Source organism: Bacteroides sp. 43_46 (assembly GCF_001915455.1).
GTDB lineage: Bacteria > Bacteroidota > Bacteroidia > Bacteroidales > Bacteroidaceae > Bacteroides > Bacteroides caccae.
Genome location: NZ_MNQN01000047.1, coordinates 37,745 through 50,246 on the forward strand (window position 1 = coordinate 37,745; position 12,502 = coordinate 50,246).

Annotated in this window: 10 protein-coding genes; 4 read left to right on the forward strand and 6 right to left on the reverse strand. The window is 43.0% G+C overall.

Annotated features, from left to right (window positions below):
• The first annotated feature begins 6 nt into the window (after positions 1 to 6).
• From BHV72_RS05165 to BHV72_RS05175, 3 genes are all read left to right on the forward strand, one after another.
• Positions 7 to 297 carry a cell division protein ZapA gene (locus tag BHV72_RS05165; RefSeq protein WP_005679428.1) on the forward strand — a complete coding sequence of 97 codons (291 nt, stop codon included), beginning with the start codon at positions 7 to 9 and terminating at the stop codon, positions 295 to 297.
• Positions 298 to 416: 119 nt separating this feature from the next.
• On the forward strand, positions 417 to 1,952 hold the full coding sequence (gene rny / locus BHV72_RS05170) for a ribonuclease Y (RefSeq protein WP_005679427.1): 1,536 nt from the start codon (positions 417 to 419) through the stop codon (positions 1,950 to 1,952).
• A 120-nt stretch (positions 1,953 to 2,072) separates the two neighbouring features.
• Positions 2,073 to 2,825 (forward strand): copper homeostasis protein CutC, encoded by a 753-nt coding sequence (locus BHV72_RS05175; protein ID WP_005679426.1) that lies wholly within the window; start codon positions 2,073 to 2,075, stop codon positions 2,823 to 2,825.
• Here BHV72_RS05175 and BHV72_RS05180 read toward each other — a convergent pair.
• The 4 genes from BHV72_RS05180 to BHV72_RS05195 all read right to left on the reverse strand — a co-directional run bounded on the left by BHV72_RS05180 (position 2,809) and on the right by BHV72_RS05195 (position 7,778).
• Complete coding sequence (locus BHV72_RS05180) at positions 2,809 to 4,023, reverse strand: sodium ion-translocating decarboxylase subunit beta (RefSeq protein WP_005679425.1); 1,215 nt, start codon at positions 4,021 to 4,023, stop codon at positions 2,809 to 2,811. The two genes, BHV72_RS05175 and BHV72_RS05180, sit on opposite strands and share 17 nt — an antisense overlap.
• Before the next feature lie 14 nt (positions 4,024 to 4,037).
• Entirely contained in the window at positions 4,038 to 4,469 is a 432-nt protein-coding gene (locus tag BHV72_RS05185; protein WP_005679424.1) for a hypothetical protein, read from the reverse strand.
• Between the two features lie 125 nt (positions 4,470 to 4,594).
• Positions 4,595 to 4,969, reverse strand: a complete 375-nt coding sequence (locus tag BHV72_RS05190; RefSeq protein WP_229095655.1) for a DUF8440 family protein — start codon at positions 4,967 to 4,969, stop codon at positions 4,595 to 4,597.
• 115 nt (positions 4,970 to 5,084) lie between these two features.
• On the reverse strand, positions 5,085 to 7,778 hold the full coding sequence (locus BHV72_RS05195; RefSeq protein ID WP_374938594.1) for a transglutaminase domain-containing protein: 2,694 nt from the start codon (positions 7,776 to 7,778) through the stop codon (positions 5,085 to 5,087).
• Between the two features lie 525 nt (positions 7,779 to 8,303).
• On the opposite strand from BHV72_RS05195, the gene BHV72_RS05200 reads away from it, so the two are divergent.
• On the forward strand, positions 8,304 to 9,482 hold the full coding sequence (locus BHV72_RS05200; RefSeq protein ID WP_022042484.1) for a C1 family peptidase: 1,179 nt from the start codon (positions 8,304 to 8,306) through the stop codon (positions 9,480 to 9,482).
• Between the two features lie 110 nt (positions 9,483 to 9,592).
• On the opposite strand, the gene BHV72_RS05205 is transcribed toward BHV72_RS05200, so the two are convergent.
• Both BHV72_RS05205 and BHV72_RS05210 read right to left on the reverse strand, forming a co-directional pair.
• Entirely contained in the window at positions 9,593 to 10,294 is a 702-nt protein-coding gene (locus BHV72_RS05205; RefSeq protein WP_286855018.1) for a BT4411 family hyaluronic acid-binding protein, read from the reverse strand.
• 43 nt (positions 10,295 to 10,337) lie between these two features.
• Positions 10,338 to 12,272 (reverse strand): heparinase II/III domain-containing protein, encoded by a 1,935-nt coding sequence (locus BHV72_RS05210; RefSeq protein WP_286855019.1) that lies wholly within the window; start codon positions 12,270 to 12,272, stop codon positions 10,338 to 10,340.
• Between the last annotated feature and the right edge of the window lie 230 nt (positions 12,273 to 12,502).

Sequence of the window (12,502 nt, forward strand, 5' to 3'; positions counted from 1 at the left end):
AGATGTATGAACGATAAGATAAAAATAAACCTGCAAATAGCAGACTCAAACTACCCGTTAACCATCAACCGAGAGGAAGAACAAACGGTACGGGAAGCCGCCAAGCAGGTAAATATCAGGCTTAATAAGTACCGGGAAGTATACAAAAATCTGGAACCGGAAAAAATTATTGCCATGGTAGCCTATCAGTTCTCGTTAGAGAAACTGCAATTAATGCAACGTAACGATACCAGCCCCTATGTGGAGAAGGTAAAAGAACTAACTGAATTGCTGGAAGATTATTTTAAAGAGGAATAAGAACGACCGGCCATTCGCTGATAAGAGAGAAACAACCACGCACTGCACAATATCCAAGCAAAGCCCTGCTTGGATATTTGGCGGTGCGTTTTTATTTATATATTTAAATTAAATGTAGAATGATAGCAATAATAGCAACAGCAATTGCTTGCTTCATCGTAGGAGGATTACTTTCATACATACTATTCCGGTATGCACTGAAATCCAAATACGACAATGTCCTGAAAGAAGCGGAGACGGAAGCTGAAGTAATTAAGAAAAACAAGCTGCTGGAAGTGAAGGAGAAATTCCTGAACAAAAAGGCGGATTTGGAAAAGGAAGTGGCACTGCGTAATCAGAAGATCCAGCAGGCGGAAAACAAATTGAAACAGCGTGAAATGGTACTCAGCCAGCGTCAGGAGGAAATCCAGCGCAAGAAAATGGAAGCCGAAGCTGTAAAAGAAAACCTGGAAGCGCAGCTTGTTATTGTTGACAAAAAGAAAGAGGAACTGGACAAACTGCAACAGCAGGAAATCGAGAAACTGGAAACAATCTCCGGACTGTCTGCCGAAGAAGCAAAAGAACGTCTGGTAGAATCACTGAAAGAAGAAGCCAAAACGCAGGCTCAATCATTCATCAACGATATTATGGATGATGCCAAACTGACTGCCAGCAAAGAAGCAAAACGTATCGTTATCCAGTCTATCCAACGGGTAGCTACGGAAACTGCAATCGAAAACTCCGTAACGGTATTCCATATCGAATCGGATGAAATCAAAGGACGTATCATCGGACGTGAAGGACGTAATATCCGTGCTTTGGAAGCAGCCACCGGTGTGGAAATCGTTGTTGATGATACTCCGGAAGCAATCGTTCTTTCCGCATTCGACCCAGTTCGACGTGAAATTGCCCGTCTGGCACTGCATCAGCTTGTGACCGACGGACGTATCCACCCCGCACGCATCGAAGAAGTAGTGGCTAAAGTACGTAAACAAGTAGAAGAAGAAATCATAGAAACCGGTAAACGTACAACGATCGACCTTGGTATCCATGGTCTGCATCCTGAACTGATCCGTATTATCGGTAAAATGAAATATCGTTCTTCATATGGACAGAACCTGTTGCAACATGCACGTGAGACAGCCAATCTCTGCGCTGTAATGGCATCGGAACTGGGTCTGAACCCGAAGAAGGCGAAACGTGCCGGATTGTTGCATGATATAGGTAAAGTGCCTGATGAAGAGCCGGAATTGCCACACGCATTGCTGGGTATGAAACTCGCAGAGAAATACAAAGAGAAACCGGACATCTGCAACGCTATCGGTGCTCACCACGATGAGACGGAAATGACGAGTCTGTTGGCTCCTATCGTACAGGTTTGTGATGCTATATCCGGTGCACGTCCGGGAGCACGCCGCGAAATCGTAGAGGCTTATATCAAGCGTCTGAATGATCTCGAACAATTGGCGATGTCTTATCCGGGTGTAACCAAGACTTATGCAATCCAGGCAGGACGCGAACTCCGCGTTATCGTTGGTGCGGATAAGATTGACGACAAGCAGACAGAAAGCCTGTCCGGCGAAATCGCTAAGAAAATCCAGGATGAGATGACTTATCCGGGACAAGTGAAGATTACCGTAATTCGTGAAACACGTGCGGTTAGCTTCGCTAAATAAAAATCAGAATACAAAAAAGGATTCAATAGATGAAGAGGGCGAAGCAATTCGCCCTCTTTTAATATACACTGTAATTAATACTTAGCAGATTATTCATTTTTACCCCGTAAACATCAATCTATGAATAAGTTTCAATTCGAAGTTTGTGCCAATTCAGTAGAAAGCTGTCTGGCAGCACAAAAAGGCGGAGCCAACCGGGTAGAACTATGCGCAGGCATTCCGGAAGGCGGAACAACTCCTTCTTATGGAGAAATCTCCGTAGCACGTGAGGTTCTCGATGCAACTCGTTTGCACGTCATTATCCGTCCCCGGGGCGGTGACTTCCTCTACTCTCCTATCGAAGTAAAGGCAATGCTGAAAGATATAGAAATGGCCAAACAGCTGAAAGCTGACGGGGTCGTATTTGGTTGTTTAACTGCCGAAGGAGAAATTGATCTTACTATCATGCAAGAGTTAATGAAGGCAGCACAAGGATTGTCCGTTACTTTCCACAGGGCTTTTGACGTTTGTCGTGATCCGAAGAAAGCACTGGAACAAATCATTGCACTTGGCTGCAATCGTATTCTCACTTCCGGTCAACAACCAACTGCCGAATCAGGCATCCCTTTGCTCAAAGAATTACAAGAGCAAGCGGCAGGAAGGATTATCCTACTTGCAGGATGCGGCGTCAATGAAAAGAATATTCATCGAATCGCCTCGGAAACAGGGATACGGGAATTTCATTTCTCTGCACGTGAAAACATCAAAAGCGGAATGAATTATAAAAATGAATCAGTATCCATGGGCGGCACTGTACATATCGACGAATACGAACGAAACGTAACTACCGCCCGGAGAGTTATGGATACGATTCAAGCTACAAATAAGGAATGACCGTGATATAAATACCTGTGATAATAGCCGAAGTAATCACTCCGGAAATATTAGCGCCCAAAGCATCGCCCAGAACAAATGAGTCCGGATTATCCTTGCTCACGATCTTCTGGGCAACTTTAGCCGTAGTGGGAACACAGCTAACAGCTGCAATACCAATCACCGGATTATAATTGCCGCGTTTGATGAAATACATGATATAACCACCGATAATCCCTCCGATGCCGGAAAGCAACAGTGCTACAATACCCAGAACTAGTAACTTCAAGATTTTAGGATCAAGCAACAGGTGGGCGTCGCAAAGTACACCCAACAAAAGTCCTAACATAAAGGTAGAACCATAAAGTAACGGACCACTAACAAAATCATATATATGTTTCATGCCCGATTCGCGAACGGCAACCCCCAGAAACAAAGAGAAGAACAAAGGAGAAGCAACCGGAAACAAGAAACAGAGAACAGCACAAAGAACAGCCGAGAAAGCCAGCTTCACTTTAGCGTCATAATTCTTCGGAGCCTTTTTCGTTACCATTTTAATGGCACGGAACCGTTTTGGTACTAACAATTTCACCAGATAAGGATACCCCCCATACGTCAACCCCAAATACAGATAGGCAACTACGGTAATGGGAACAAACAAATGCTTTGCCAATGCCAGCGAAGTAAACAATACCATTGGACCGTCAGCACCTCCTACCATAGCAACAGAAGCACTTTCTTTTAAAGTCAGTCCGAGAGCAGCAGCGATAGGCACCGTCAGGAAGGTACCCAGTTCGGCACACAAAGCAAGGAATATACTAGCAAAGGGTTTCTGAAGCAGGAAGCCTACATCCAGCAGGGTTCCGATCCCCATAAAGACAAAACAGGCTATCAGTCCGTTACTGAATGTAAGGGTGTAGACAGGTTGTAGAAAGTCTATCTGCATCGTATTCATCAGTGCATCCGTGTCCGAAAGCATCGGATCGAGAAAAAGGTTGCCTAATGTGCCGTCGGGCATAATCAGTGTCCCGCAGTTGATAGCTACCATTCCCAACCCCATTGGGATCATAACCATAGGTTCAAGCACTCCTTTCCAGCCTAGATAGATAAGCAGTAAACCGAGAAGTACCAGAAAGATTCTGGCAGAAGCGAGGAACCAACCGCTCGCCATCATTGTGCCAATGCCTTGAAATAAGGTCGCGAAATCTATATTTTCCATAAATAAGTGTCTTTTTATTGTTTGTTAGCAGTAGGTTTCTTTGAGTTTTTCTTGTTGATATGTGCCCGTTCTTCTTCCTTGAGAAAGAATTCACGGGTATCCCGCGGATAATAATAGTCCAGCAGAGTTTCATCCGAAGCTCCGTGACTTACACCATGATAATAACCGGCGTAACCGGTAAAGTTACGGTTGATACCACGGCTGAAGTCTTCACGATAATCCCCCAATGCTTCTTCTGCTTCAAGCGGTATCTGTCTGACAAGTTTCTCCACTTTCTGACGATGCTGCCGCCAGCGATGAAGGCGGATTAGCTCCAGCTTGTGGGAACTATAAAAGTCAAACGAATCGGCAGCATAAGCAATCAGTTTGATAACTGCCGCGACAAAGAAGCCTATGAGAAAGGTTAACCCCATCATAGCCAATGTGGATAATAATAAATGAATCATAGTAATATAAAAACTAGTTGTACAATCATTTATGCACAAACAAGACACGTCCGGAAAATGAATATAATCCGAACCTGCTAAACATATTTGCACAAATTCTCAGGAATACTTATGGCAAAGAAGGGCTAAATCAAGATATGGGCTAAGGTATAGATATAATACCTATTGGAATACTTTAAATAGTCAGTATCTGAATATATAATTTTCCTTTTATCTTCGGATAGACGGAAAGTTCTAGAACTCAACAACTGTACAATCGTAGGTATATCATTAAATTTCAGTGTACGGACAGGAGATACGTTTCTTGGAAGAGAAAAAGTAGTCAATATACCGAAATCATAATGTTCCGCAGGTGCCGAAGAAAATCCGGTAGGCGAGACGTCACAAAGAACCGGGACTCCGGTTTCTTCCCGAAATCCCTGCAAGTCTTCTTCATTGGAGAACAAACCTACTCCAACAAGTAAAAATGCAAGTGACAGTATGCACAATAGATACTTCATAATAACTCTCCTACAAACGTAACAATTAATTCGCACAAAAGTGCGCCCGATAGAGAGAATTAACGAATATTGCATTCTGTCACACTACATTACTACCTTCCTATCCTACATTTTTCTACAACCCGTGAATGGTTTTCATCAGTTGTTCTCCCAGTCCGATAGTATATCCTTGAGATACAAAGACCACCCGGTTGAACGTATCGGCAATAATAAACATAGGAAGAATATCCGAATTAGAAAGATTCATCGACTTAGCAATCTGATTTTGGATACGATTGTCTATATCTACCCCATAAGCAATAGTAGAAGGTAGTCCCTGAAACTCCGCAGGATGAAACTTCTTGTATTGTTCCTCGGAGGGGAAAAGAAGAACAATCTTTCTACCCCATTTCTCAAACTCACTGCCCAAAGCAGCAATGTCTCTCAAAGCATGGTTGGTAGGTTCCTGCCCTACTCCCAACACACCGACAACAAAATATCCCCTTCCACAAGTTTGTAGAATACTTTGTGATGTTGATTGTATTTCTTCATCTCCTAACGGACGATAGAGCGATTCCGAATCAAAATTTCCAATCACCTGTACCTGTTCTTTGCTTTCTCTCATCACCAATTCAATATCGGTAGTCGCTTCCGGTTTCACATTAAAGAAAGTGATATTGGAAAGCACTGCACCACTTGCCATACGGCTTCCGGTGACTAACATATAATACCCAGAATCCAGTTTTGCTCCATTCTTTAGAAGATTCGCCCACGTAGCACCTTTTCCCATATCTACATCCCCCTCATCATAATTCAACAGTTGGAATACCCCGTCTTTGAACTTGGAAAGCGTAAAATGAGAATAATACTTCGGATCGGGCAATGAGGCAATAGGTTTATAAGCAGCACGCAATATGCCGGTAGTGGCCTGTACAGGAGAACTTGTAGAGAAATTCACATCAAAAGTATGTCCCTCCTTATCAGTATACTGCACTTTCCCTGTCACCTTATCTATCCGGGCAGGTATACCTAAAGTACGTGCCATTGCCACAAAGAAGATATCACGCGACTTTTCATCTGCTACACGCGCTTTCCACACTCCTATCGGCGACATAGGTATACGCTGCGAATTCAACTCATTATTGATTTGGATTTCCTTCTTACACCATTCTACCAACCGTATCGGTTCTTTTATAAACTCCCCTGCTTCTTCCTTTGAAATGACTTTCTTGAAAAAAGAACGGTAAGGTGTCAACATTTCATTCTCTACACGTGGATTGGCAATCTCCGCACATGCCCATAAGTCCGTTTCCTGAGGATCAGGAGCATTCTTCAAATGGTCTTCCAATACTTCCAAAGAGACATCCCTCCAGTCCTTTGCAGAAAGTTGTTGTAATAAGGGCAAAGCAAGTCCTTCTCTATCACATTCGGTTGCCGACTTCCGGAAATCAAGTAACGTCTGATAGTTTCCCCGCGAAGCGACCAACATTTTCACAAACTGTTCCGTATCGGCAATACCTTCTTGTTGAAACGAAGCCAACGCAGTTTTTGCACGTTCTTCCGTCAGCATCGTGGCAACATACGCATTACGAATAGAATCCTCCTTAGCCAAACGAAGATCATTTTCGGCACGCTGTTCCGGAGTTACTTCAGGCAAATTGGCTCCTTCAACCGGAGGAGTGATATCCAAATCCAATGTATATGCTTCTCCTCCTTTCTTATCTAAAACCAAATTCAAAGTATCTTCTTTACCAAAAGACAACTTAGAAAAGCCGAATGCCCCGCCAGCGGAAGCCCATACCAACATATCTCCTTTACCGGCTGTCAACGATGCCCGGCCGTCGGTACCAGTGTATTTGGTAGCTACCGTATAAAACTCGGCATAATTGTACACCTTAAAATCAACTTTGGCTCCGGAAACAGGTTTCCCATTCGCATCTGTCACCGTCACCACGGCTTTTGCCGTCGGAGCATAATTCCCTATTACATTGATTTCAGTATAGTTAGGAGTTTCGAGCATAATCTCCTCCGGACCGTTATAACGTCCGAATACCTTGGTATGCATCAGCATTCCACGACTTGCAGGCGCATTAAACCAACCCAGATTCAAGACCGGTTCCGGTTCGCAAGCCCCGAAGAAATACCATTCACCGTCTGCCCAAGCCTCTACCCACGCATGGTTATCATCGGTATGTGCCCAACGGGGAGTATAAACCTGACGCGCAGGAATCCCAACGGAACGCAATGCGGCAACAGTAAAAGTGGATTCTTCCCCACAACGCCCGTATGCCGTCTTTACTGAAGCCAAAGGCGAACTAGTGCGGGCGTCACTCGGACGATACACCACCTTCTCATGACACCAATGGTTCACTTCCAGAATTGCATCTTTCATAGAAAGGCCTTTCACCCTCTCTTTCAATTCTCCATAAAACACTTTTCGCGAATCATCCAGATTCTCATTATTCACCCGGATAGGCAGAACAAAATGCCGGAATAATTCATCGGTGACGTTTTTTCCCCAAGACATTTCGTTACGGGCCTGCTCGGAAAGACGAAGATTCTCCAGATAGTAATTTCCGGAATAATCCGTAATATCCCCTATCGGCATATAGGCATACAAAAACATCAGAGCTTCACGCTCGGAAAGAGTCAAAGTCGAATCGGAAAAGATTGCGAACAAATCTCCATGAGGAAGTGCCCTCTGCTTCTGTTCAAAATCCTGAAACACCTGATTCCGGTAAGCCTCCTCCTTCAGAAAGTGAGATTCACCACAGGAAAACAATACAACCGATAGAATCGGAACAAGTAATAGTCGAATGTGTGTGTTTATATTCATATCTTAATAAAATAAATATGTGAGCTATTTTATGCGTACTTAAAAGATACGTTCACAAAATTACAAGTTTTTTTCAGAAAGACGGCACAAGTCCTTGTAAATGTATGTAATAGGTTTGTAATATATACCGTGTTCGAACCTCTTATAAAAAGAAAAAGCAGAAGAAAAAGAAATATTTTATGTTTTACAGCATATAATCCAAAAACATTTCGTATCTTTGCAGTGTTAATAAAGAAAACAAGATGTAAAACCGCTCTTCAAAACGTGGAGGGCAAAAAAAGAGGAAACAAATTATGAAAAAGAATGCAAAATGATGTTACAGTACCGTATTAAACGCTATCAAGCAATGGGAAATGGTGCAATGTGCCAAACCCTGAACGGTAAACTTCAAAAACTGCTGTCACAGCAGGTTGCCATGTAAATAAACACACTAATTATATTGAAATAAAGCGAGGAACTTTCGAGTATCCTCGCTTTTTTTATACTTTTGTACTCTAAAGATAATAAAACACATCAATTATGAAGAAACTATTAATATCGGTCGCGGTATTCGCCTTTGCCATAGCCTCATTTGCACAAGCACCCGGCTATGAATTCACAACCGTTGTATCCCACAAAGCCACACCTGTCAAAGACCAGTCGTCCACCGGAACTTGCTGGTGCTTTGCCACTGCATCTTTTATGGAGTCGGAACTGCTCCGCATGGGGAAAGGAGAATACGATTTATCAGAGATGTTCATCGTCCGCCAAAAGTACATGAACCAAATGGAAGATAATTATCTCCGACGCGGAAAAGGAAATATCGGCGAGGGAAGCCTGGCACATACTTTTAAAAACGCTTATAAGCAAGTAGGAATTGTACCGGAAGAGGCATACTCCGGTTTGATAGACGGCAACAAAGAACATAACCATGGAGCGTTATCACGTTATTTCAAGGCTTTGGTAGACGCAAATATCGCTTCTAAAAAGCGTACTCCGCAATATTATGCACTTATCAATAATCTGTTCGATACGTATTTGGGTAAGCTGCCGGAGAAATTCACTTATAAAGGAAAGGAATATACACCGCAGTCTTTCACCGAAAGCCTGGGACTGAATATGGATGATTACATAGAACTGACCAGCTTCACCCACAAACCTTATTATGAAATGTTCTCTCCCGAGGTACCGGACAACTGGGAGAACCAGCCGATGTATAATCTTCCGTTGGATGAACTGATTGAAACTATCGACTATGCACTGAACAAAGGATATACCGTATGTTGGGACGGTGATGTCAGCGAACAAGGCTTCTCTTTTAAGAACGGAGTTGCTATCAATCCACAAGTGGAAGACGTAAAAGATTACTCTACTACCGATCGCGCCCGTTTTGAAAGTATGCCGAAATATCAACGCCTGGACGAAGTGTTTAAGTTTGAGCACCCTTATCCGGAAATCGCCGTAACACCTGAAATCCGTCAGGAAGGCTATGAAAAGTTTGTAACTACCGACGACCATTTAATGCATATCACCGGCATTGCAAAAGATCAGAACGGTACTAAATATTATATTACCAAGAACTCCTGGGGAGCAGAAAGTAACAAGTCCGGCGGTTACCTGAATATGTCGGAAAGCTATGTACGTGCCAAGACTATCTGCGTTATGGTACACAAAGACTCCCTACCGAAGGAATTGAAACAGAAACTCGGAATCCGATAAAACGTATCGGGCAAATTCTTATAGACTTAGTTGGAAAAAACAGGGCGGAAAAGTAGTATTACTTCACCGCCCTATTTTCTTATTAACCCACTATTAAACCCTTTTTTCTTTTATTTCTTTTTCAGCGTCACATCACTGATTTCTACCACACCACCTTTACCTAGGGAAAGGATAGCTACATAACAATCTTTCAGGATAGCCGCATCATCATCAGTATCGGATACTTCCAGATTGGCATTTGATTTCTTACTGCTGATAGCATTCACCACCTGTCCCATATCATAGTAAACCACTACTTTAGTCCATTTATCAGCATCCTTAATCTTGAAGTTATATTGTGCACCCGAAGCGTTTGGTTGAGCGTCCGCATCATAATCTCTACGCATGAAGAAAGTAGTGTTGTACTTACCGTTATCATTCTTTTCCTCATTCGTCTGCTTGATATATACACTTACCGGAGTGCCGGCTTCCTTAGCTTTTGCATAGAAAGTGAGAACATAGATACCCTTTTCCAGACCGTCGGTAACACGCTGTCCCAAGAATGCCTTGTACCAGGAAATATTCTTTTCGGCTCCGGAGTTGTCAATCTTCATGGCATTCGGATACTTGGCGTCTCCTGTCTGTTCCCAAACAATGGTAGTCGCTCCGTCAGCTTCATTATTCATAATAAACCATTCTCCTGCGGTAGCCTTGTTGGCGTTAGTTACTTTAGTTTTCACTTCGGTAGCAAACTTTTCGTTTTTAATCAGATTTTGAGCACTTACGCTTACTCCCGCGATAGCCAAAAGGCCGGCAAATAATACTTTCTTCATCTTATAGCAATTTAATTGTTAATATCTCAATTTCTATTCTTTCTTATTTTACTTGTTGAATGACAAATTTATAATTCCCGGTCATTTTCTTTTCTTCTGCTTTCAGTGTGATCCGGTAAATCTCCTCACCCCATACATTAGACAGGCGCGGATCATCTAACTTGACAGTTTCCAGTTCGGCTTTAAATTGAGCCGGATAGTCCAGTTCCACCTTCTGTCCTCTGACTTCGATACGCACTTTGCCCGGCGACGGAAATGTAACATTTCCCCAAGTCAGGAAGTTTACCTGATTAGGCGCCAGCACTTCATTTAATGTATAGTTGTCGGCCACCACCAACTTACGGTCATCCAGTTTATAAGAACGAACCCAGCTTTTTACTTTCGCTTCTGCCGGATAGGCAGCAGCTATATCAGTAGAGAAAAAGCGATTCTTCTCATTACACACCGTATTGGTAGCCTTATAGTCCTGACCGAATTTCTGCGATATCCCGTTAATCATCGGCAAGTTATGATAATCACTCTGCATCGTCCAAATCTTATAGCGGTCCTTTCCGAATGTCTGTTTGGTATATGTGCCCACGCCGGCGTCAATCAATACGGGAATCGTATTCACATACAAAGAGAATGTGCCCGCATCATTATGATTGTGGCTTTCGTTATTGAACCCTCCTTTGGCTGCTACAAACATTCCATGTTTATTCTTCATATAGCAGAATTCCGTTTCGGGATACCAAGTCACGTCCGGCATCTCATGTTTAGGGGTGGCTTTGGCAAGATCATTACAGCAAAGCAGGGACTGGAGAGAACGGAAAGCATCATTACCCATTGTAGCATACGGCTTTCTGCCATTCAATAGATAAGCGGCAAAATGTATCATCTCCTCACTGTTCACAGCCTTACCGAAACGATAGATCAATAAAGGATCACCCCCGCCTTGTGCAGATGCATCGGCAAAGTTTACGACCCAGCCATTGCCAACATAAGAGCGTGACATATATTCACCCATTCGGCGAATCATCGGTTCCTGAAACAAGGATATTTTGCCACCCGTACCGTCAGAAAGAATCTGAAGATAATCATAAAGTTTACCGGCTGCGTGTCCCCAGTAGGAAGTTCCTTCTTCACAAGCCCCGTCGGATTTCACAAAGTTTATGAACTTATCCACCGATTTCATCGAACGGTAAACGGCTTTGACCAGTTTATCCTTGTTGTTCTCCATTAATAAGAAACATTGCAGCGCATTGGAGTTACACCATGGATTCCAGTTGTTGATAATCTCTCCCGGCCGCCAGTTGAAAGCCATCCACCACATATCATCATCATTCATATAAGGATCGAGAATGCGTTCTTTAATAGCTTTACGTATTTGAAGAGACACCACGGGATTAATTTTGTCGAACGGTTTACGGAAAAAATAGTGTACCCATGCCATTAAAGCACCATAACCACCGGAACCAAGATCGATAATCTGTTCGCGGAAATCAGGAAGTGAACGTTTACTGCTCTGGCGAGGCAAATGTGCAGACAAAACCCATGAATTCATCTCGCAGCTCATGTAAGCTCCGTTTAATAACTGGTCGATAAAACGTCCCTTTCCTTCGGCCAGTTCAGCAAGCATCAACGCATTCAATGCCTGGCGGTTGGCGTCATAAGGAGCTTCCATTACTTTACGATTACCACTACGTTCGTATTCCAGATAAGCAGTGGCAGGAATCAGTTTCCATTTATAATCGAGAAGTTTCTCACCGGCTGCGATAAGACGTTGCTTGTTAGGCCCCATTAACGAATCCCAGGCTGCCCGATCGGTATAAGCCGGGTAAGGCACCCAAGCTTGTTTCATTACTAATACGTTTTTCAACGTAGCTTCATCAGCCGCTTTTTGCAGCATATTTCGTTCGGTGTAAGCATTGGCTTTGAAAGAAAGACTTCCCAAAGTTGCAACCAGAAGAAAACAAAGTAAATGTTTCATTCGATTCATGGTATTTTGTTCATTTAAGTATGGCAAAGATAGCGCATCTCCCTAAAAACGAGGTGAACAAATCATACGAACCTGATGACAAAATAGTACAGAGTTCAAGAATTGTACTCACAGAAAGCTTAAATTAAGTATTCAAGCCATAAAAGCGAGATTTTATCCTGCAAAAAACAGAGGCTCTATTTGAGTAAAACAGAGGCTCTGTTTGGGGTAAATAGAGGCTCTGTTTGAAT